Raw genomic sequence first — 21,800 nt, forward strand, 5'->3', positions numbered from 1 at the left:
CCTAATTACTCATATTATTTAAAATAATTGTATAGATTTATTGGTAAGTTATAATCGAAAAAAAGGCACCCTAAGTGTGAGAAAAAGTCACAGATGAGACATTTAAAAGCGTTCCATGTATTTCATATTACGGCAGAGTCATCGAGTTATAGTGAAGCAGCAGAAAGACTTCATATCACTCACGGCGCAGTGAGTAAGCAAATTAAATTGCTAGAAAGCCATTTGTCGCAGTTACTGTTTTACAAACAAGGTAGAAAAATGTATCTCACGGAAGAAGGTGAGTTACTCAAGGAGTACACAGATATTGCGTTTAATGCTCTAGATAATGGAATTAAGAAGCTAACGAGTGAAAGCAACAAGCATCTTGAAGTTTCCTGTGAGCCTACGTTAACTATGCGGTGGCTAATGCCTAGGCTGACCAGTTTTTTCCAGCTTACGGGTATTGATGTTCGACTATCAACAGCAGGAGGGCCCGTCGATTTAGATGAATCAGGTTTATCTTTAGCTATTCGGCGCGATGACTTCGATATTAGCCCAGAATATACAACACACAATTTAGTCAATGAGTGGGTTGGCCCTGTTTTTTCTCCTGAATATTGGAACAAAGTTAAGCGCAACTTGGATGACATTGTTCTGCTTCATAGTGAAACGAGACCTTCTGCATGGTCGGATTGGTCATTACACTCAACACAAGCCTTCAATATAAATAAGTCTAAGTCCTTTGAGCATTTCTATTTCTGCTTACAAGCAGCAGTTGACGGTTTAGGGGCTGCTATAGGGTCATATCCTTTGATCGTCGATGACTTGAAAAGTGGAAGACTAGTGGCTCCATTTGGGTTTACTCAATCTGGACATGGTTATGTGCTGCTTAGCCATACAGAAAGACTGGGAAGCAATGAAATGGAGTTCTTACACTGGTTAGAAAAGACAATGTCCTTATCTCAGCCTGAAACTCTAGGTTCGTAATTTGTAGTGGTTGAGTGAATCTGATCTGCTATTTGTAGGCGACTCGCGCGGTTTGGACTAGAAAACGTTATATAAAAGAGAGGGCTCTTCATCTCGTAGCGCCTCGGTAATTTCCAGAGACTTGTTGAAACAACGGATTGGCTAACATGATTTTGCCCCAATCCAAGTTTCAGTACCTTGTAAGATCTATAAACAAAACTCATTCGATTACCTGCGAGAGAAAAGTTTTGATAATCTAGTCCCTTTCATCTTTCCGATCCAAAAATCTTTTATCCCGACAATGAGAACTATCTTAGGTGCTCCGTCTTTGAGGTGTGCTGACCATGATGACCTATCTTGTTGCGATGGTTGAGGGAAGTCCTCAGGGTGAGTATGCCACTCTCCGATATAATTAACCGTTCCCTCAGACAACTGGAAACAATTATCTACTTTCTGTTGATGGTGTTTGCCTCGTCTATCCACTAGGTTTCTCTGTCTAAGATCACCAAATCCGGGCTCAGACAGATCAGTAATAACTATATGCTGGCCTCTTTGTTCACCAAGTAGTACACCTGCTGCTTCAGTATCTTGCATTTCAGTTTGTCTATATTTTTCTAGAACGGCTAAAACATGTTCAGTTATTACGACGAGGTGTCCATTGCTATCTTGATACGTAAGCTCTCTCTCAAACTTCATTGCATATCACGCATTGCATTTGAGGCTGCAGTACCTTTCTCTTTCCGGTACGATGGCGAGGGTCTAAGATAAACTCACTGTAAGTCCAAGGTGTGCTTGCATTAAGAGTATTTAGTACGGCCTCCAGCGCCATAGCTGCAGAAATCTGGCTTACTCCAGCGTCATAAACTGTATAAGTATTTCCACAGCTGACTTTTTTTTCTTTAGACAGGTCTAGGTCTTTAAAGCGCATGTCGATATGGTCTTGGTGGATGCTCTTATCAACCGTCATACACCCATAGCAACTCAGACTGTCATCAACTAAAACCTTAGCTGCTCTACCATTACCATCATTGAACACATGAACGATAGTAGGCCGTTTGACTGATATCTGACGAACAACACATGCTAGCCTCTTTGATACAGGGGGGCGACCAGTTGCATCAATAACAATATCGTACTTACTAAGCGTTCTTTCATTGATAGGAAAATTACTATCAAATCCAGAAATATTTTTAGTTAAGTGTGTAGAGTTCTTAAGCTTTTTAGCTAGAGCTGAGGCTTTATTGCTCCCAAAGTCTGATACAGAAAGTGTATGCCGAGAAAAGTTATGAGGCTTTAGAGTATCTCTATCATAGAGATGTAAGCATTTCGCATCTAAGCCAGCTCCGTTTCGAACGAGCAACTCTGCTAAATATCCCCCTATTGTACCGCACCCAATTAGAGCAATGCTTTTTGAGCTTAACTCAAACTCCCTCTGTTGATTACGGCTTAATATGGCGGATTTATCCGCTTTAGTAATTGATAACCGAGCGAACTTGGAGCAAAAACCTTTTCTAGACATAATTCCGATCAGATTTTTGAAAGACGTTTTCTTCCTCTTTCTTCGGGTTTTCCGCGAACTAAACTGGCACTCAATACTATTGACATCTATCTCTAGATAAAGGGAAACCGGATCTTGCTTCTCAATATCAAGCACTACAATATTTCTTTTTGCTTTTGAGTTAGATAGGCATCGAACAAGATGATCTCTTGCGCTGAGATCAACTAGCTCAAGCCAAGATAGCACCTCTTTAAGATCTTGAGGCGGCCACTCTACACCGGATAACCGATTTGGACGAACCCAGACATAATGAGTTTTTATCGAGGGGCTTTCAGGACGAACCAACTCTAAGCCTCTTTGATTTAGCCAGCTTTGTAAGTACTGATTGCTCTGTAAGTCATGCTCTTTTTTAACAACCTCTACGGTAATATACTCACTTGACCGTAGCTTTTCTTTACCTGTCGCTCTTGCTAACACAGATGTGTAAGTGGAGTGTCTTCGAAGTTCGCTGAGTGAATATAATTCGGCAGTAGAAGACCAGTAAGATACAAATTCATTATCAAGCTCCTTGTCTCCCTTGGCATCATTGTTCGTAGCATTTACTGCAATATCCAGTGTTGTCTTTATCTGAAGATCTACAGTTTTATATAGTTCAACTAAGTTATTCGGATTCCAGTCAGCTTCCATTTGTTCAACGTAACACAGGTAGCCTTCATGAGATATATGAGGGATTAGCCGCCCTTTGAGAGCTAGCGGCATCTCAATTACAAAGACAGTTGGTAGCTCAATATGTGGGTCACTCGCTTGTATCATTGCAACTTCAAACGCACCATACTTTGTATCGTATCTTTTTATATATACCCCACCTAAAATGGAGTATTTATGTAAAAAGGATTCTTTTCTTAAACGGTTTATAGGTCTGTAACTATAACCAAGCTTAAGTAGAGCCTGATGAGTAATACTCACGATATTTATCCACTCACCATTGAAGAACTGATTTGTGTAGAAGAGTTTGCTTGAGTTGGTTCCTGACTAAATGCAGGAGCGGCAGCCTTATGCTTAATAAGCTCTCTGTCAAAAACTCGCTCTCCGAAAACTAAAGACAATTTAGATAGAGCATCACTTTTTGATTCAGCACTTTCTGCTTCTCTTAGTTGTTCAGGTAATAACCTCAACTTACCAACAATATCTCGCTCTCTATTGGTATGCTGACTTTCTGGCGGAAATAATGGTCTTTCATCAGTGTCATCTGGACTTTCAACCCCTTTAAGAAACTCTTGGTATAAGTTGTCAGCAACAACCTTCATTGTCTCTCCCATATCTTGAGCGTCAACAGAGCGTTGTTGCAAAACTTCAACCGTTGCAGCCATCAAACTGATGGACGATGGGCCACCAACTTGCCATTGTGCATCACGCCAAGCTTTCATATACCTGCATACTTTTCGCAAATGTTTGCCTATACGGCGGCACTCGCCTTCAAACCAATCTTCAACAATCTTCGGATCACTATTCATCCACTTAGGACTACCAGGTTCTCCATCTCTAAGAGCAAGGTTTACATTTTCAGAGTCTAACTTTTCATACTCTAGGTCATCAGCTGAATCTTGTATAAAGCCATATGCTTCCATCCCCGCTGACTCATACATAGTACGATTATTTAACGCCTTAAGCATGGCAGTTTCTTTTTGCAAGAACTGTTCTTTTGGGATTGCATACATTGGCACATCAATGTGTGTTCGCTCTTGAGGGATTTTTATACGAGCACAAGTTCGTTTGCTATCGAACTCCCAGCCAATACTTTCTTCAACAAGTGATTTAAGGGAAGCATTAATCAGAAGAGTTAAGAGTTGGTGGCCAATCTTTGGTTCAGACTCAAAGAAAGTCATTGGAAGATAGGTTCCATCATCAATGTCCATTTCTTGACCTGGGTGAAAAGGGCGGTTTAAAGTTTTGTATTTGAAGCTACCCTGAGTCCAAAATCTAGGCTTTAAGATTGAAAGCTCCTTTAAGGTATCTCTGTCCATTTGACTCAACAAACTGCTTGCTTCAATGATTTTTTGTTGGGTAAGATATTGAAGATTTGTCTTTTGTAGACGAGTGTACAGATAGTCACTATTTTGGCTAAACGCAGCCTGCTCTTTGGCTATAGCCCCAACTTCCTCAAAGACACTTGTAATGCGCTTCCGGACAGTATTACGAAGATACAATAGCTTTTCATCTTCTTCTTTATTGAGAAGAAGTTTACCCATTAAACCGTCTGTTCGATTAGTGTAGTAATGGTGTAGATTCCAATTCATGCTAATGTTCCTTTTTCGTTTGAGGTATCAGCCCTCGTTTTAGATTTAAATGGTTCAGCTGGTTTAGAAAAAATTAATTTTAGCCGTTTATCTTTTGCAAACTCTTCATTTGCCAACTGCTTGCCTCTAGAAGCCAAATTGTTTAGCGCTTCAATACTAGAGTTATCAAGTGTAATATCTCCTGCTGCTTCATTTGGGACTCGGCTATCTAAGCTAATATAATTGCCAATGGCACCGTGCACACTCAACTCTCTTGATAGCATAAACTGATGTAAAATCTGATTAGCGGTCATAGTAGTAAGAACTAATCGCTCTCCTAACCCCCACATCCCTAGGTAACCCTTTTTTGCTCTCAATAGTTTCGGACTAAGTGCATATTCTTCACCCATAGTCCCAACATTCATAACATGGATATCTGAGTATGAAGCATCTGGAAAATCACTTTTCATATCACCAAAAACCTCATGCAACCCTACAAAGCTAGGATTGTTTGCAACCAACCCCCCATCAACAAAGTACGCTTTAAGGTCTTCGCAAAAATATGGTTCGAAATAAGTAGGTGCAGCAGACGTAGCTAGAGCAGCATCCACCAACTTCAAAGGGCCATCACGAGTGAAATCTGGGTTATGTGGTGTCTTAAAAAACTGAGGACGCCCCGTTGATAAGTTGACAGTAGGGATCATTACACGCCTATCAAGATCGTTAAATGTTGTGCTTTCCCCAATCATTTCAATAATGGCTTCTTTTAGTGGCCCAGTTTTATAAGTGGCACCAAACGCTTTCTTGATTGTTTTTAGTAGATTATTGAAACATTTATGCTGAGGAAATATCTTATCGCTTTTACTATAAAAAACGTTTTTTAGCTCTCGTGCAGATTTTCCCTCGGCCAACCCTAAAGCGAGAAGTCCTCCTATGGATGTACCTGTGATCAGATCAAAGTAGTCACCAATCTTAATCGTCTTCTCGTTTGAAGACTCTTCAAGGATTCGCTCTAATTCAGCTAACACGCTAATAGTAAAAAGGCCTCGGACGCCTCCGCCATTGAGGCTCAAGACTCGGACTGCATTTGAGGGAAGGAGGTTGTCGCTCATTTATTTTCCTTTAATCTGATGTTACTTGAGTACTTTATAAATGCCATCTGTACTTATAGTACCTATCCATATATTGACGCTTAGATATCAACTAAACACAATATATGGGCATAGGCGGTGTTTTTCAATAGTTTGTAAAGGATAAAATGAACGATAATTCCAAAGAGGGATCTTTCTTGTTAGTGTCTGCTAACCCTGGGCTGTAGGAAATGCCTTCTGTTGATATATACAGTGAGCATGTTTGTGCATTAATTCTCTGAGAATAATTTTGTATTGAATTTATTTAGGACGCAGATGAACCTCATGGATCATCAGGCTTGGTTAGCATTGCATAGACACGATTGTGTGCTTTTTGATACCAAAAGTTATCCGCACTGCTCTAATTTAGCAAATTCCCTAACACAAAGATGTCCAAAAACGTGTTTAGGAGAGAACGTAGAGCAACTCGTTTTCCTATTTCTATTCTACTTTTTATACTGAAAGTTTCTGGGCGAAAATAGGCGTGAATTTTTTTTTGGTTAGAACTATTTTATAAGTTCACTCTTTGTCAGATGTTTTAGCCCTCAAAAACGGCGAAAACCCAGATGTTGGTAGCATCTGGGTTTTCTAATTTTTAGATGTCTCGGATGGTAAGGCCGATAATCTTTATGCAAAAGGCTGGATTAAATCCGGCGCATTCCTTGGTAGGGAATTAAACGCGGATGAAGTCCATGTGCTCAACTTTTGGCTTGAAAGCGTGACGTTGAACGTCTTGAGGCTTAACTTTCACGTCTTTGCCGTCGATCACTAGAACGATACCTTCGTAGAACTCAGGTTTGTCCATTTGGTTGATCACGTTTGAGTGATCAAGAGCGATAGATACTGGTGCTGCTTCACCACCGTAAATGATAGCTGGGAATTGACCAGCATGGCGTAGGCGGCGGCTCGCACCTTTACCTAGTTCAGTACGTACTACTGCTTCAAATTTCATAGTAATTACTCTTAAATTTGTGTAATAAAATTCACGTGAATAATGCGACCTTATTCTACGCGGTTAAGCTTATGACAAAATTATGTCGATAAACGAGCGCGGATACTAACACTCACGAGTATTTTGAGCAACATCTTCACTACGAAAACCGAGTAAATTATTGAATTGCTGATTGTTAGAGATAAGTGTGTCATCAAAAGTGTTGGAATTCATGCCTACTGGCTGAGTTCGTCATCAAATATCTTATCTCGCAGTTTCCAAAAACGGCCCGATTTTCGAGCAATCACAAACTGGGGAAGCCTGAATCGGTGCTGGTTATTGGCAACTTGAGTCGGAGAGCTGTGGGAAAAAGGGCGATGTCGATCTGCAAGGTGAGGGCGTACAAATTTGCTTTCGAATGCGACTTTTTGAGCCTTAGTTCGCAACGACCAAAACTCGTGAACTTGTGCGTTGTTGTCACCAATATAGGTTACTTTGAGTTGGGTTTTATCTTGTTCATTTTTGACAACCGACAACGTCATATCTCTACACTCAAACACCAAGGCATCTTTTAGGTTTAGCGCTTCTTTTAGTTTCTTGTCGGGGTCGACCAGTGTCGCGTCGCACTCATGGCATATTCTTGCGGCAATGTCGTTATCTGCGCCGCATTCAGAGCAATATTTGGCGCGAAAACGGTAGCCACAATGTTCGCGTTCCCCGGTCTCTTTATCTTCAAAATAGCCCTGACAACGGCGACCAAAATGCTCAAGTAGGAAGCCATTACTATCCAATTTCCCCCAGAAATTATTGTTAAAGCCACAGGCAGGGCAGGGAATGGTGACGATCTCACTGTCACTGTCTGGTTTTTCAGCGCCGATTTCCGGTTGATATAAGTCGTATTGATTACCCGCATAATCGAGCACCAGACACTCAGACTTACCTTCAGCAAGACGCAAACCACGGCCAATGATTTGTTGATATAAGCTGACCGATTCTGTCGGGCGCAAAATTGCAATTAAATCGACATGCGGCGCATCAAACCCAGTAGTTAACACCGACACGTTTACAAGGAACTTAATCTCCTGTTGCTTAAATTGCGCAATGATTGAATCGCGCTCAGTGGCAACGGTATCCCCGATCACGATTGCACTGTGTTCAGGTGGAAGTAACGATAGAATTTCCTGAGCATGACGCACAGTTGCGGCGAAAATCATCACTCCTTTTCGAGTGCGAGCCTGCTGAATGATCTGTTCCACGATTTGGGGAGTCGCACGTTTGTATTGGTCGATCACTAAGTCAAGTTCCGACTCTTTATAACGGCCAGTAGACGCCGGTTTAAGCTGAGAAAAGTCATAGCTAAGAACTGGAGCGTCAATTAACTTGGCTGGGGTGAGGAAACCTTCATCTAACAGATAAAATATTGGAAGCTCGAAGATACAATCACGAAAGAAGCGGGGTGTTTCGCTGCGAATTAAACCGCGAGTGTGATATTGGTAAATCCAACCTACGCCTAATCGATAAGGGGTCGCAGTTAACCCTAAAACTTTGATGCCCGGATTGACTTGGCGAAGATGCGAAATCACCTTTTGATAGCTACTGGTTTTTTCTTCAGGAACGCGGTGGCATTCATCAATAACCAGAAGTGAAAATTTATTGGTAAATGCGTCTAAGTTGCGAACCACCGATTGAACCGAAGCAAACACCACTTGTTGATCGGTTTCTTTGCGACCCAGCCCAGAGGAAAATATCGCGCCTTGGAGGCCGTAGCTTTCGTATTTTGCGTGGTTTTGCTCAACCAGCTCTTTGACATGAGCAAGAACAAGAACGTTGCCTTTTGCTAAACGAGCCAGTTCAGCAATCACCAAACTTTTTCCGGCACCTGTTGGGAGCACAATCACTGCCGGTTCCGAGGTACGGCGGAAATAATGAATAACGGCTTTTACCGCATCGGCTTGATAAGGACGTAATGCATACATAGTAAATGAACGCTGCAACAAAGCAGTGAAATGACTCAACTAAAACCTATTGGGCGGGTATAATAGCGCACTTAATCATAATGAGGTAAGTATGCGTCTCGATAAGTTTTTATCTGACACTTTGGGAATTACGCGTAAAAACGCGACTCAGTTAATTAAATCCAAAGAAGTCGAAGTCAATAATGTTATTGCCAAAAATGGCGCACTCAAGTTAACCGATGAATGCGAAGTGACGTGGCAAAATCGCACTTTAGAGTTACGTGGTAACGTATATATCATGCTGTATAAACCCGAAGGCTATGTTTGTTCTCATGAAGACGCGTATAACCACTCCGCCTTTTTATTACTCGATGAAGCGAATGTTCAAGACCTGCATTTTGCCGGCCGGCTCGATGTAGATACCACTGGCTTAGTTTTAATTACCAACGATGGAAAGTGGTCGCACCGAGTGACGTCACCGAAACATAAGTGCGATAAAACTTACCGAGTCTGGTTAGCCGATCCCGTTCAAGATCATTATTTTTCAGCTTTTGAGAGTGGTATAGAATTACGCGGTGAGAAAAGTGTAACCAAGCCTGCACAGTTAAAGGTTCTTGATAGCAATGAGGTGTTACTCACCATTCATGAAGGAAAATATCATCAAGTAAAACGAATGTTTGCCGCGTTGGGAAATAAAGTCGTTGGGTTGCACCGCGAACGTATCGGTACGATTGAGTTGGATGATATGTTGGAGCCGGGAGAATATCGGAATTTAACTCCAGAAGAAGTGGCGTCTTTTTTGCCGTAGCGAAATGATCGCGAATAGATTAACAGTGAATGTGGGTTGGTTAAGCGAAAACCATTAACAGCCTTTAAATATCGTACATAGTGTGTGGAAGAAAAATACCGTGACTCAATATTATCAAGAAATTCAAAATGTCGTAAACCAAGCGCTAGAAGCGATGGAAGCGTTACATCAGCAAGGAAAACTGATTGATGCTCCTAATTCAAACAAGCAGTTTTTAGTGCGTTGGGTCACCAAAGCGATTAAAGATCAGCGCTTCGATACCTGCGTCGCACGTGATCTGATTAGTTGGCAGAAAATGGGACGTTCACAAGGAAATGGCTTGGCGCTTGAACAGATCTTTAAACGGATATCTAAGTTTTACGCTCAGTTCTTTACCGAGCAAGCACAAAACATTACTGATGCAAATATTGAAGCGTTTCTCGATTTGATGGAAAGTTTAGATTGGGAAGTCTCGACATCGGAAGCGATTGTTGGCCAAGGTAAAGTTCAGATCTACACTGAAGGACAAAATTCTCTGGCGTTATGTGCCGATCAGTGTGATTCGTGTTTTGATGGTGAAAATTTAGTTAAACCAATGAGTTTCTTCGTCCGTGGAAATCATGCTCAATTTGTAGAACAAGCCGGTCAATCGGGTTTTATGCTGCATAAACGTACCGATTATAAATCGAACGTGAAATACCATGGCGAATATCTTATTTTCCCGAGTAATCAGGGCAAACAATTGGCAGAAATACCCTTAAGCTTTAACGCTTAGTAGGAATTAGAAAAACGTTGGCGCACTTTTTTCGCTGGCGTTTTGGTTAGCTTTTGAACAAAGTCAAAAGGCACAGTTGAAAGTTGGTAGCTGTGCTGAATCTGAATGAGCATTTCTAGCCAAACTTTTGCTGTCATCTCTGAATCGTATAGTGCGCGGTGAAACTCTCCATCGCTGGGAAGGTTAGTGTATTCAACTAATGTACCCAACTTATGATTGGGCGCATCTTGCAATACTCTTCTCGCTAACAGCATTGAACAGACAAATTGCCCACTATATTGATGCGAAATACGCTCAAATTCAGCATCGAGAAAACGTTTATCGAATGATGCGTTGTGTGCGACTAGGTTGGCGTTTCCAATGAAATTAGCAAACTCTAACATCACCTCATCCGCTGGTGGGGCATCCATCAACATCGCATTACTGATGCCAGTATAGTTTTCGATAAACGGGCTGATTCGTCGGCCGGGATTCATCAAAGCTTGAAAACGATCGGTAATCTCTCCGTTTTCTATCCGCACAGCACCAATCTCGATGGCACGATCCCCCATATCTGGTGATAACCCGGTAGTTTCAAAATCGAGTACGACAACGGAATATGCATTGGCCATGGGAACGTTCCTTACTAACTAGAGCCGGTTGTTGTGGAGAATATTGTCATTAACGGTAACGTTAAGCGGTGGTTTAACCGCTTTGAAAGCTGCTACACACGAAGCGCTTTTTTCACAATGGCACGTACCATACCACGAAAAATAAATAAGTGAGCAGGCATCATGGCAAACCAATAAAGTAACCCACGGAAGCCTTGTGGGTGCCACCAAGCAGTAATGTTTAGCTCGCGCGTATCGCCATGGTCGACAACCGTGAACTCCAACCGGCCTAATCCCGGTCCTTTTAGACCAAATAATAGCGAAAGAAAACGTTGTTCTTCACAGCGGATAACTTTCCAAGAATCAATAAAATCGCCCGCTTTGACTTCGTCGCCGGCAGGAGAGCGCCGAACAGGGACTCGTCCACCAAAGGGTACATCGAGCCATTCACGTATGCGCCAGAGTGCATTGGCGTAAAAATACCCTTCTTCTCGACTGCCTATTTTTTTGATGACTTGCCATAACTGCTGGGCAGATGCCTGAGTGGTTATCTTGGCTCCGGTCTGTTTAGGGTAATAGCCATATCCGGGTTGCCAACGTTTTAACGCATTCGGGTCAAATCCCCACACTTGGCTCCGAATGAAGGTGCCTTCTTCTGCAATTGTATGGTGAACCGAATCGTAATAACTCAACAGTGACTGTGGATACTTAGCGTGAATTTCTCTGTTGTTGGCAACGTAATCATGAGATAGGCCAGCCAAGAGCGCTTTACCAATATTACTGGGTACAGATGTCACCATGCCTAGCCAATAAGAGGCGAGTTTTGGCGTTAGCAGTGGCGTTGAATAGAGTCGAAATGGCTTATGTGCAAGTTGACAAATAATTCGAAACTGTTCTCGATAAGTCAACGTATCAGGGCCGCCAACTTCAAATGTCTGGTGTTGATCTGGCGTGTCGTCGATAAGTTTAAGCAGGTAAAAATTGAGGTTTTGCAGCGCGATTGGATTTGCACTTGAATATACCCACTTCGGCGTAATTAATACGGGTAAGTTGTAGACAAAGTCACGCATAATTTCAAACGCTGCTGAGCCGGGACCGATGACGACACCGGCGCGTAATTCTGTTACCGGAATCGGTAATTGACGCAGGAGTTCTCCCGTTGCTTTGCGAGCTAATAGGTGCTCTGATGCTGCCGATTGCGGCTGAATGGCACTGAGATAGATAACATGTTGAGTCGTACTTTTTTTGAGTGCAGCGACCACGTTTTTGGCCATGGATATTTCGTAGTCGAGAAAATCATCGCCGTGGTTCATACCATGAACAAGAAAAAAGACGAGATCGTAACCTTGAATCTGCTCTAGGACTGAGTCTGGGTCGCTAAGATCGAGGTATTGTAGCTGCAAATTAGGGTGCGGTTTTGTCCGTGCGCTTAAGTAATCTATTTGTCGACCAGATGCGGTGACATGGTGGCCTTTGTTGATCAGCAGTGGCAGAAGTTGAGAGCCAATATATCCAGAAGCGCCTAAAACCAAGATCTTTTTCATTTTATAGTCTCGCGAAAATGAGCCCTTTAATCTAGCGTAATTGATTCAATCAGTGAATGAATATTCCAGAGAAGAGTCACAAAACCTTTATTTAGGCTGATTCTAGAGAACAATTTGGTGTTAATTTTACTATTTCATGTCGACATCTAGCACGAAAATAGCCCGAACACTAGCTAATTAGTCTCAATTTTACGGCTAAAACTTCCTCATTTCTATTTTTTGGTGTAGATTCACATTCCCATACGGAAATTATGTGAGTTGGTTAATGTTATTTCTGAAAGATCTCTGCAAAGGTTACGTTGATGGTGATGAATTTCATCCTGTCTTGCAGGGTGCCAATCTTAGATTAGAACGCGGCCAACAATTAGCATTAATGGGAGAGAGTGGTTCTGGAAAAAGCACATTGCTCAACCTTATTTCAGGTCTCGATAAAATAGATTCAGGTGAGATATGGTTTCCTAACTTTTCGATGCATAAAACATCGGAGCATAAAAGGGCTGCATTTCGTCGACATACTATTGGCCATGTATTCCAGCAATTCAATCTTCTTCCCACGTTGAATGTTGCAGATAACATTCGATTCTGCCGTCAGTTACGCGGATTGCCTGAAGATAACAACCTATGGCGACAAATCATTTCTAATTTAAACTTAATGCCGTTGCTTGGCCGTTATCCAGAAGAAGTTTCGGGTGGTCAGCAGCAAAGAGCAGCCATTGCAAGGGCGCTCTATATGGAACCCAAGTTGCTACTTGCCGATGAACCTACAGGCAGTTTAGATGAACGTAACGCAGATGCGGTTATGCGCCTCTTAACATCGCTGACTCGAGAACTCGATTGTACGCTTTTGCTTGTGACACACAGTGAAACTGTCGCCAGCCATATGGACGGGTGTATCCGGTTGCAAGGGGGCCAGCTGCATGTTGTTGCCCGTAGTTAAAGCACTACTAGGACACTATCGTCGCTACCCTTTACAATTTATTCTGGTTTGGTTGGGGTTAACACTGGGTGTTTCTCTGCTGATTGGTGTTACCACCATTACCTATCATGCCCAAGTCGGTTATCAAGAAGTTGATCAGCTCACGGCGAATCCATTTCCGTATCAAATAAAAGCTAAAAAAGGGGAGGCGATTCCGAACTCACTGTTTGAAACAGTTTCAAATGCTGATGTTGGCCAGTGTACCCCTTATGCTCAAGCTAAAGTTACGACTGACTTTGGCGTAGACCTGACTATTATTGGGATTGATAGAACGATAGCGAATCGCGCTTTTAGCTCGCCTATTCCAGATAAGTATCAGGTTGTCGTTAGTCGAAAATTTGCGCAACAGGCGCTACTTGATTCCGGCGATTCTTTGGTTTTAAAAAACGGAAAAACACTTGGGCCAGTTTGGGTTGAAGATAACAATCTTGTTTATGGTCTTCGTGCGGCTTCCAGTATTCAATTGGTTCAATCTCTCAATGAAAAACAGTCTTTATCTATGGTGGCATGTGCTGATATGCCTCCGTTTAAACTCACAAAACTCAAATCGATCTTGGGAGATAAATACAAAGTTAAGCGCAATTATCGCTCGGAATTAAGCGCATTAACTCAAGCTTTCAATATGAATTTAAAGGCGATGGGTCTGCTTGCTTTCTTAGTGGGGCTGTTTATCTTTTCTCAAGCCATTTCACTGTCGTTTATTCAACGCCAGCGTTTGGTCGGGATGCTACGTCAGGCGGGTGTTGCGAGACGAGACCTTACCAAAGCGATCGTTATTGAATTATTGTTTTTTATTATCATTTCTTGGTTGTGTGGCAATATTTTCGGATTGGTGTTAGCGAACCAATTACTCCCTAGTGTCTATGGCTCGGCAGGGATTGTGGAAAATCCGAATATGTTTTATGGAATCGATCTGTGGTGGTGTTTCTATAGTTTGATATTAACCATCGTCGGAGCTGCATGCGCATGTATCTGGCCGGTAATTCGCCTACTAAAATCCGAGCCTATTCGATTAACCGAACGTTTATCTTTGATCCGGTTTGCTGGCTCTGAGTTTACGGTTCAGACCTATTTTTCTATCGTATTTGCGATACTGGCCATTGTGCTTTTTTACTATATCCATATTCCAGAGGTTGGATTAGGGGTGCTGGTGTTAGTGCTGGTGAGTGTGGCATTTATTACGCCTTTTATCGTATGGAAGTTTTTTGATTTTCTCTCTTATAGTTTGAGTTCGGTTAGGCTTCGATGGTTCTTTGCCGATTCCGCAGCCAGTATGAGTTACCGTGGTATTGCGACCATGGCATTTCTGATTGCACTTGCTACTAACATTGCCGCAGAAACCTTGGTTGGCAGTTTTCGAGAAACCACTTCTCAATGGTTAGAACACCGTCTTGCAGCCGACCTCTATTTTCATGGTACCGCAGAGCAGTCTCAGTATATTGATGAATGGTTACGAGACCAGCCAGAAGTGAGTGATTTCTGGCAACGCTGGGAAACGGATGTCACTACCGATAATGGAACTGTGCAAGTGGTGAGTGTCGGAAGAAGTGACGTCGAGCTCCAAGCGTTAACCATTAAAGTGGGTGCTCCTGATTATTGGTATAAGTTACATCACAGTAAGACCGTATTACTGAACGAATCAACGGCGAGTAAATTGGATTTGCGACCTGGAGATCACCTGAATTTGCCAAGTGAAATGGGTGATGATTGGCTAGTGGGGGGGATCTATTATGATTATGGGAATCCACACTTCCAAGTCGTGATATCCGACTTTGAATGGCGGCATCATTTTCAGACTAATGGAGATTTGATTTACGCTGTTGATCTTCATCACTCAAGCTATTCAGACTCAGTTCGCTCTAAGTTGGATAACATGTTCCATCTGACGCCTGACCGAATTTATGGCAACAGTCAGATTTATAATGCGGTGATTCGAGTTTTTGATAAGACATTTTTGGTGGCAAAGAAATTAGGAAATATCACACTTTTCATTGCTATCTGTGGTGTGTTTGTTGCAACACTCGCCGGAGAAGCCGCCCGTCAACGTCATTTTACTCTGTTACGTTGCTTCGGAGTATCTGGTAAAGAGCTCATTCTTATCGGAAGTTTGCAGCTTCTCACGTTTGGGCTTATCTGTTTAGCGATAGCAGTACCGCTTGGTATCGGACTCGCTCAGTTAATTATTAGCACTTCTATAAAAGGCTCGTTTGGTTGGTCTATTCCTTTAGATTACTTCAGCGCAGACCTATTTTCTATGGCGGCATGGTCGTTGGGCGCCTTAGTGATTGCAGGCGCATTTCCTATCATCCGCCTCGTTCGTCGGTCACCAATGAATATTTTACGCAACTCAATGTAACCTCAAAAATCATTTAGTTCGATATTTCCGAGGTTTAACGCTTTTTAAATCGATTTTTATATTCCTTTCAATCCGACTAAACTTTTACTATAACTAGTTAAGTCAGTGTTGGTTAAAAAAGGTACGAATATGGATAATTTTCTTCGCGATTTTTTCAAGAACGACTCATCAGGTGGGATTCTACTCGTTCTCGCGACCGCGGCAGCTATGATGTTGGCTAATTCAGGTTTTTCTGATGTGTATCACGGATTTCTTCATGCCAAAGTTGTCGGTATGTCATTGAGCCACTGGATCAATGATGGTTTGATGGCAGTCTTTTTTCTTTTGATTGGGTTAGAAGTTAAAAGAGAATTGCTTGAAGGTGCTTTAAAAACACGAGACAGCGCCATTCTTCCGGCTGTGGCAGCATTAGGTGGTATGGTAGTACCTGCGTTAGTGTACGCCAGTTTTAACATGGGTGACCCAGTGACCTTGAGTGGTTGGGCGATACCTGCGGCAACGGACATTGCGTTTGCTTTGGGTGTTATGGCACTGTTGGGTGATCGCGTGCCTCTGAGTTTGAAAGTGTTTTTGCTCGCACTCGCGATTATTGATGACCTTGGGGTTATCGTTATTATTGCTTTGTTTTACAGCAGTGACCTATCCACACTTGCGTTGACGGTTGGTTTTATTGCAACGACTGCCTTATTAATCATGAACTATTTAGGTGTGACTCGTTTGGCAGCTTACCTTGTGGTTGGGTCAATCTTATGGATTGCGGTGTTGAAGTCCGGGGTTCATGCTACATTAGCAGGGGTTGTTATCGGTTTTGCGATTCCTTTAAAAGGTAAAACTGAAGATGCACCATCACCATTGAAATCTCTTGAACATGCATTACACCCCTATGTCACATACGCGATTCTGCCTTTATTTGCATTGGCCAATGCAGGGCTAAGCCTAGAGGGCGTTTCTATCGAAAGCTTGAGTAGCGCTGTTCCAATTGGTGTTGCGTTAGGCTTGGTGTTCGGCAAACCAGCCGGTATCTTCTTGTTCAGTTGGCTAGCAATTAAGTCGGGTGTGGCAAGTTTGCCCGTTGGTGCCAATTTACGACAAGTGTTTGCTGTTGCGTTGCTCTGTGGTATCGGGTTTACGATGTCGATATTCATCTCTTCGTTGGCCTTCGGTCAATTGCATCAAGACTTGGATACATTGGCGAGAATGGGGATTTTGATGGGTTCAACTATTGCGGCGGTCTTGGGTTATGTGGGACTTTCTCTATCACTACGAAAAGCCTAATGTAAAAGATTAATACACACTGGTTCCTATCGGATAAATCCCTAGCTTGGTCATTGGCTAGGGATTTTTTATTAGCGCTAACATTTTGATTTTAGAATGACTTCATTTCTTATGTTGATTATGTTGTTAATTACACTGCAAAATTCATTGCTTTTATCGCTATTTTTGTGGTAATTTCCGCAACAATCTCGGAGTAATTGTGATCTGGGGGATACGCGAAGTGAGCATTCAAGCTGATTGTGTCATTTCGTAGGGTAGGTACTGATAAAAGCCTATTTATCAGTAGAAGGGATACTCTTGTCGTGGGAACGGCATTAATTATGGGAAACCCAACAGTGAATATACGTACAATACCTTCAATAATCAGCTTTTTGCTACCAGAATGCCCTGTTTTAGAAAATAGAAGCATTACCGAACCTTGATTATCTAGGTCTATTCAAGTTTGCCATTTTAATTGGCTATTAACTCATCCTATTTTGCGAAATTTGGGTGGTTTGATGTTCGTCCGTTTTATTAATTCTTCAGTTTGATGGATGAAAACGGTTCGGTTTTGACATTTTTATAAGGGGCGCCTAATGAGCACAGCCTTTATCGTTGATGATGCATTATCATCTCCATTTTCTAATCAAGTTCCTACGCCAACAGGAATTTATGATCTTACACCTGATCAAGTCTTGCTTGATCAAGAGGAGAGTGAGTCTGCTGTTCGCTCATATCCTCGTCGTTTACCGATAGCGATTAAACGCGCCTCAGGTTTGCTGGTGGAAGATACGCGTGGTCAGGTTTATCTAGATTGCTTAGCGGGTGCTGGTACTTTGGTACTGGGCTATAACCATGCAGAGATTAATCAAGCATTAAAAGATCAACTTGATTCCGGTTTACCTTATCAAACACTTGATATTACTACTGAAACGAAACGAGATTTCATTAATCAAGTTAATGCGTTTCTGCCTAAAGAATTAGCTGATAACAGTGTGATTCAGTTCTGTGGTCCCTCTGGTGCCGATGCTGTAGAAGCGGCGATCAAGTTGGCGAAACAGACAACAGGTCGCAATACCATGTTTTCGTTTCGCGGTGCTTATCATGGTATGACAAACGGAACCATGGGCATGATGGGTAACTTAGGAACAAAAGCGCGCCGCACTGGCTTGATGTCAGATGTGCACTTTATGCCTTTTCCATATAATTTACGCTGCCCATTTGGCCTTGGCGGTGATGAGGGAGCGAAAGCCAGTATTCGTTACATCGAACGCCTATTAAATGATGATGAAGCTGGGGTAATGAAGCCAGCTGCCATTATTGTTGAGCCGGTTCAGGGTGAAGGCGGTGTTATTCCTGCACCTGCATTTTGGTTACGCGAATTACGTCGTATTTGTGATGAACACGGAATCTTATTAATTTTTGACGAAATTCAATGTGGCGTTGCGAAAACCGGTTACAACTTCGCCTTTGAAGAGTCGGGTATCGTTCCTGATGTTTTGTGCTTGTCAAAAGCGATTGGTGGTGGTTTACCCATGTCTCTTCTTGTGTTGAAGAAAGACATCGATACTTGGAATCCAGGAGAGCACACTGGAACGTTCCGTGGTAATCAATTAGCGATGGTGTCTGGTGCAAAGGCACTCGAAATTATTCAACGCGATAACTTAGTCGAACATGCCAATATCGCGGGTCAATATTTGCGTATGGGATTGGAAAAAATCCAGAGTCGAGTTAATTGTATAGCGGAAGTACGTGGCAAAGGGTTGATGCTTGGCGTTGAAGTTAAGCATACGAATGGAGAGCTTAATAAGTTTGATGAGCCTCTACCGGATGGTGATCTAACCCTAAGAATTCAACGTGCAGCTCTGGAACGAGGATTGATGGTAGAAAAGGGTGGCCGAGACGGTTCGGTAATTCGATTCTTGCCGCCTATTATTATCTCGTTTGAGCAGATTGATTTTGCACTACGTGTACTTGAAGAGGCCATAATTGTGGCTGGTGGTGACTATAAGTCATCAAGCGATACGACCAGTGATTGGAGTGATCACTTTGTTCAAACTGGTCTATCGGGAAGCAATGAATTTGCGGCAGTACTCAATCACACTGCTTCATCTTTGAAGACCGTTTTTGAATCTGTGGATGCTCCTTATTCTGGCTTTGAACCCAAATTATTAGAAAAGATAATTCATGAAGTCGATATGGATCATCAAAATGCGCCATTGAAAGATGTGGTAAGCAATATGTCGGAATTGATCGCAAAAAATTCCATTATTGTTCAACATCCCGACTGCATTGCGCACTTGCATACACCACCACTTTTAGCATCGATTGTTGCTGAAACCATGATCGCGGCGTTAAACCAATCGATGGACTCTTGGGACCAAGCTTCGGCGGCAACGTACGTTGAACAGCGGGTGGTTGATTGGGTTTGTGATAAATACGATTTGGGTGATCAGGCTGATGGTGTGTTTACCAGTGGCGGAACTCAAAGTAATCAAATGGCGTTGCTGCTTGCTCGTGATTGGATTGCAGATAAACTCTCAGATCATTCTATCCAAAAACTCGGCTTACCGGATTATGCAGATAAGCTGCGAATTATTTGTTCCGAGAAGGCGCATTTTACGGTGCAAAAATCTGCATCGTGGATGGGATTGGGAGAGAAATCCGTCTTAACCGTTAGCTCTAACGCAAATGGCACAATGGATGTTTCATTGCTTGAACATGAGGTTACAAAGGCAAAAGAGGAAGGACTCATTCCGTTTGCGATTGTAGGCACAGCAGGAACGACCGACCATGGTGCGATCGATAACTTAAATGCTATTGCAGATGTCGCTGAAAAACATCAGCTGTGGATGCATGTTGATAGTGCTTATGGTGGCGCGCTGATGTTGAGTAGCCATAAAGCGCGGTTATCTGGTGTGGAGCGGGCGGATTCGGTGACGGTAGATTTCCACAAGATGTTCTTCCAAACAATCAGTTGCAGTGCGGTGCTGTTGAAAGATAAGTCACGCTTTAAGTATTTACTTCATCATGCGGATTACTTAAATCGTGAGCATGATACTTTGCCAAACTTGGTGGACAAATCGATGTCGACAACCAAGCGCTTTGATGCTTTAAAAGTCTTTATGACAATGCAAAGTGTTGGCCCTACAGCCTTGGGTGAGATGGTTGATCATCTCATCACACAGACAAAACGGGTTGCGGATAAAGTAGATGCGCTACCTTCGTTTGAGTTATTGGCAGAGCCGTCTTTATCGACTGTACTGTTCCGAGTTGTAAATGAAGAAGTAACAGATCTGGACGCCTTGAATCAAGAATTACGCCTTGAAGCGTTAACTCGTGGTATTGCAGTACTTGGTGAAACGGTTGTTGATGGAAAATCAGCACTTAAATTTACAATTTTGAATCCATGTTTAAAAATGTCGGATTTCGACGCATTGTTAACAAAAATTGAAGATCTAGCCGTGAGGCTAATCCAACAAAGGGACAGAAACTAATGTCTATTTTACAGATTGGCGCAGGTGGCGTCGGTTGGGTTGTTGCACATAAAGCAGCACAGAATAACCATATTCTCGGTGATATTACGATTGCCTCTCGCACGATAGAAAAGTGTGAAAAAATTATTGAGTCAATTAAAGGTCGTAATAACTTAAATGACTCGGCTAAGAAGCTCGAAGCGCGAGCTGTAGATGCAGATGATGTCGAGGCATTGGTGGCTTTGATTCAGGATGTGAAACCAGACCTAGTGATAAATGTCGGTCCTCCTTGGGTTAATATCACCATCATGGAAGCGTGTCATCAGGCGAAAGTGTCGTATCTTGATACCTCAGTAGCCGTCGACCTGTGCTCTGAAGGACAACAAGTACCACAAGCTTATGATTGGCAGTGGGAATTCCGTGACAAATTTAAAGAGGCGGGTATTACCGGTATTTTAGGGGCCGGCTTCGATCCTGGAGTGGTGAGTATTTTTGCCGCTTACGCAGTGAAGCACCTTTTCGATGAGATCGACTCAATTGATGTGATGGATGTTAATGCTGGCGATCATGGCAAAAAATTTGCGACTAACTTTGACCCAGAAACCAATATGCTTGAAATTCAGGGAGATTCGTTTTTCTGGGAAAATGGTGAATGGAAGCAGGTAGAGTGTCACTCACGGATGCACGAGTTTGATTTCCCGGTTGTTGGCAAGCATAAAGTGTATTCAATGGCGCATGATGAAGTGCGTTCACTAAAAGAATTCATTCCCGCGAAACGCATTGAATTTTGGATGGGCTTTGGCGACCGTTACTTAAACTACTTTAACGTGATGCGTGATATTGGTTTGTTAAACCCAGAACCAGTAACGCTACCGGATGGTCGTGAAGTTCAACCTTTGCATGTCTTAAAAGCACTTTTACCAGAGCCGACTTCTTTGGCTCCGGGATACAAAGGTAACACCTGTATTGGTACTTGGGTTCAAGGCACCAAAGATGGAAAACCTCGTAGTGTATTTATCTATAACATTGCGGATCATGAAGTGGCGTATAAAGATGTTGAACATCAAGCTATCGCTTATACCACAGGTGTTCCTGCGATTACAGCCGCGATTCAATATTTTGCTGGGAAATGGGCAGAGCCTGGCGTGTTTAATATGGAACAGCTCGACCCGGATCCGTTCTTAGACACAATGCCTACGCTTGGTCTTGATTGGGATTATCAAGAGTTGGATGTGCGTCAACCGGACATTCAGATTCTTAAGTAACGTTGTAACAGAATTAAAAGCACTTTATGTAAGTGCGCTTTT

General features: G+C 42.5%; 16 protein-coding genes. 8 read left to right on the plus strand and 8 right to left on the minus strand.

The window, feature by feature from the left end; translation table 11 throughout:
* The first annotated feature begins 93 nt into the window (after positions 1 to 93).
* Positions 94 to 966, plus strand: a complete 873-nt coding sequence (locus ACWU4D_RS01505) for a LysR family transcriptional regulator (RefSeq protein ID WP_456049605.1) — start codon at positions 94 to 96, stop codon at positions 964 to 966.
* 207 nt (positions 967 to 1,173) lie between these two features.
* On the opposite strand, the gene cap3 is transcribed toward ACWU4D_RS01505, so the two are convergent.
* From cap3 to ACWU4D_RS01535, 6 genes are all read right to left on the minus strand, one after another.
* Positions 1,174 to 1,641, minus strand: a complete 468-nt coding sequence (gene cap3 / locus ACWU4D_RS01510; protein WP_456049606.1) for a CBASS system CD-NTase/cGAS isopeptidase Cap3 — start codon at positions 1,639 to 1,641, stop codon at positions 1,174 to 1,176.
* Positions 1,631 to 3,409 carry a ThiF family adenylyltransferase gene (locus ACWU4D_RS01515; RefSeq protein ID WP_456049607.1) on the minus strand — a complete coding sequence of 593 codons (1,779 nt, stop codon included), beginning with the start codon at positions 3,407 to 3,409 and terminating at the stop codon, positions 1,631 to 1,633. The genes cap3 and ACWU4D_RS01515 overlap by 11 nt, the downstream gene beginning before the upstream one ends.
* 5 nt (positions 3,410 to 3,414) lie before the next feature.
* Positions 3,415 to 4,740 carry a CBASS cGAMP synthase gene (locus ACWU4D_RS01520; protein WP_456049608.1) on the minus strand — a complete coding sequence of 442 codons (1,326 nt, stop codon included), beginning with the start codon at positions 4,738 to 4,740 and terminating at the stop codon, positions 3,415 to 3,417.
* Complete coding sequence (locus ACWU4D_RS01525; RefSeq protein WP_456049609.1) at positions 4,737 to 5,831, minus strand: CBASS cGAMP-activated phospholipase; 1,095 nt, start codon at positions 5,829 to 5,831, stop codon at positions 4,737 to 4,739. The genes ACWU4D_RS01520 and ACWU4D_RS01525 overlap by 4 nt, the downstream gene beginning before the upstream one ends.
* A 691-nt stretch (positions 5,832 to 6,522) precedes the next feature.
* A complete protein-coding gene (gene rplY / locus ACWU4D_RS01530; RefSeq protein WP_456049610.1) occupies positions 6,523 to 6,801 on the minus strand; it encodes a 50S ribosomal protein L25 in 279 nt (92 codons plus the stop codon).
* Positions 6,802 to 7,016: 215 nt separating this feature from the next.
* Positions 7,017 to 8,756: a DEAD/DEAH box helicase gene (locus tag ACWU4D_RS01535; RefSeq protein ID WP_456049969.1), complete on the minus strand. Its 1,740-nt coding sequence runs from the start codon at positions 8,754 to 8,756 to the stop codon at positions 7,017 to 7,019.
* Between the two features lie 91 nt (positions 8,757 to 8,847).
* Here ACWU4D_RS01535 and rsuA point away from each other — a divergent pair, with 91 nt between their 5' ends.
* Positions 8,848 to 9,543 (plus strand): 16S rRNA pseudouridine(516) synthase RsuA, encoded by a 696-nt coding sequence (gene rsuA, locus ACWU4D_RS01540; protein ID WP_456049611.1) that lies wholly within the window; start codon positions 8,848 to 8,850, stop codon positions 9,541 to 9,543.
* Positions 9,544 to 9,643: 100 nt separating this feature from the next.
* The gene (locus ACWU4D_RS01545; protein WP_456049612.1) at positions 9,644 to 10,297 is read left to right on the plus strand and encodes a DUF2913 family protein; all 654 of its coding nucleotides are present in this window, start codon (positions 9,644 to 9,646) and stop codon (positions 10,295 to 10,297) included.
* Here the strand turns inward: ACWU4D_RS01545 and ACWU4D_RS01550 are convergent.
* Positions 10,294 to 10,908: a 3'-5' exonuclease gene (locus tag ACWU4D_RS01550; protein ID WP_456049613.1), complete on the minus strand. Its 615-nt coding sequence runs from the start codon at positions 10,906 to 10,908 to the stop codon at positions 10,294 to 10,296. The two genes, ACWU4D_RS01545 and ACWU4D_RS01550, sit on opposite strands and share 4 nt — an antisense overlap.
* Before the next feature lie 92 nt (positions 10,909 to 11,000).
* On the minus strand, positions 11,001 to 12,431 hold the full coding sequence (locus ACWU4D_RS01555; protein WP_456049614.1) for a DUF2867 domain-containing protein: 1,431 nt from the start codon (positions 12,429 to 12,431) through the stop codon (positions 11,001 to 11,003).
* Between the two features lie 265 nt (positions 12,432 to 12,696).
* Between ACWU4D_RS01555 and ACWU4D_RS01560 the strand changes: the two genes are divergently transcribed.
* From ACWU4D_RS01560 to ACWU4D_RS01580, 5 genes are all read left to right on the plus strand, one after another.
* Entirely contained in the window at positions 12,697 to 13,368 is a 672-nt protein-coding gene (locus tag ACWU4D_RS01560) for an ABC transporter ATP-binding protein (protein ID WP_456049970.1), read from the plus strand.
* Positions 13,349 to 15,763: an ABC transporter permease gene (locus ACWU4D_RS01565; RefSeq protein WP_456049615.1), complete on the plus strand. Its 2,415-nt coding sequence runs from the start codon at positions 13,349 to 13,351 to the stop codon at positions 15,761 to 15,763. Before ACWU4D_RS01560 ends, ACWU4D_RS01565 begins: the two co-directional genes overlap by 20 nt.
* Before the next feature lie 129 nt (positions 15,764 to 15,892).
* Positions 15,893 to 17,038, plus strand: coding sequence for a Na+/H+ antiporter NhaA (nhaA, locus tag ACWU4D_RS01570; protein ID WP_456049616.1), 1,146 nt, complete (start codon positions 15,893 to 15,895; stop codon positions 17,036 to 17,038).
* Positions 17,039 to 17,613: 575 nt separating this feature from the next.
* Positions 17,614 to 20,514 carry a diaminobutyrate--2-oxoglutarate transaminase family protein gene (locus ACWU4D_RS01575; protein WP_456049617.1) on the plus strand — a complete coding sequence of 967 codons (2,901 nt, stop codon included), beginning with the start codon at positions 17,614 to 17,616 and terminating at the stop codon, positions 20,512 to 20,514.
* A complete protein-coding gene (locus tag ACWU4D_RS01580; RefSeq protein WP_456049618.1) occupies positions 20,514 to 21,758 on the plus strand; it encodes a carboxynorspermidine synthase in 1,245 nt (414 codons plus the stop codon). Before ACWU4D_RS01575 ends, ACWU4D_RS01580 begins: the two co-directional genes overlap by 1 nt.
* The last annotated feature ends 42 nt before the right edge of the window (positions 21,759 to 21,800 follow it).

The organism is Vibrio phycocola (genome assembly GCF_053850235.1).

Excerpts from the sequence above, each read along its gene's own strand:
- ACWU4D_RS01560 (WP_456049970.1), top strand. The coding sequence starts at position 12,697 with ATGTTATTTCTGAAAGATCTCTGCAAAGGTTACGTTGATGGTGATGAA.
- nhaA (WP_456049616.1), top strand. The coding sequence starts at position 15,893 with ATGGATAATTTTCTTCGCGATTTTTTCAAGAACGACTCATCAGGTGGG.
- ACWU4D_RS01550 (WP_456049613.1), bottom strand. The coding sequence starts at position 10,908 with ATGGCCAATGCATATTCCGTTGTCGTACTCGATTTTGAAACTACCGGG.
- ACWU4D_RS01520 (WP_456049608.1), bottom strand. The coding sequence starts at position 4,740 with ATGAATTGGAATCTACACCATTACTACACTAATCGAACAGACGGTTTA.
- ACWU4D_RS01535 (WP_456049969.1), bottom strand. The coding sequence starts at position 8,756 with ATGTATGCATTACGTCCTTATCAAGCCGATGCGGTAAAAGCCGTTATT.
- ACWU4D_RS01525 (WP_456049609.1), bottom strand. The coding sequence starts at position 5,831 with ATGAGCGACAACCTCCTTCCCTCAAATGCAGTCCGAGTCTTGAGCCTC.
- rsuA (WP_456049611.1), top strand. The coding sequence starts at position 8,848 with ATGCGTCTCGATAAGTTTTTATCTGACACTTTGGGAATTACGCGTAAA.
- ACWU4D_RS01505 (WP_456049605.1), top strand. The coding sequence starts at position 94 with ATGAGACATTTAAAAGCGTTCCATGTATTTCATATTACGGCAGAGTCA.
- ACWU4D_RS01565 (WP_456049615.1), top strand. The coding sequence starts at position 13,349 with ATGTTGTTGCCCGTAGTTAAAGCACTACTAGGACACTATCGTCGCTAC.
- rplY (WP_456049610.1), bottom strand. The coding sequence starts at position 6,801 with ATGAAATTTGAAGCAGTAGTACGTACTGAACTAGGTAAAGGTGCGAGC.
- ACWU4D_RS01555 (WP_456049614.1), bottom strand. The coding sequence starts at position 12,431 with ATGAAAAAGATCTTGGTTTTAGGCGCTTCTGGATATATTGGCTCTCAA.
- cap3 (WP_456049606.1), bottom strand. The coding sequence starts at position 1,641 with ATGAAGTTTGAGAGAGAGCTTACGTATCAAGATAGCAATGGACACCTC.
- ACWU4D_RS01575 (WP_456049617.1), top strand. The coding sequence starts at position 17,614 with ATGAGCACAGCCTTTATCGTTGATGATGCATTATCATCTCCATTTTCT.
- ACWU4D_RS01580 (WP_456049618.1), top strand. The coding sequence starts at position 20,514 with ATGTCTATTTTACAGATTGGCGCAGGTGGCGTCGGTTGGGTTGTTGCA.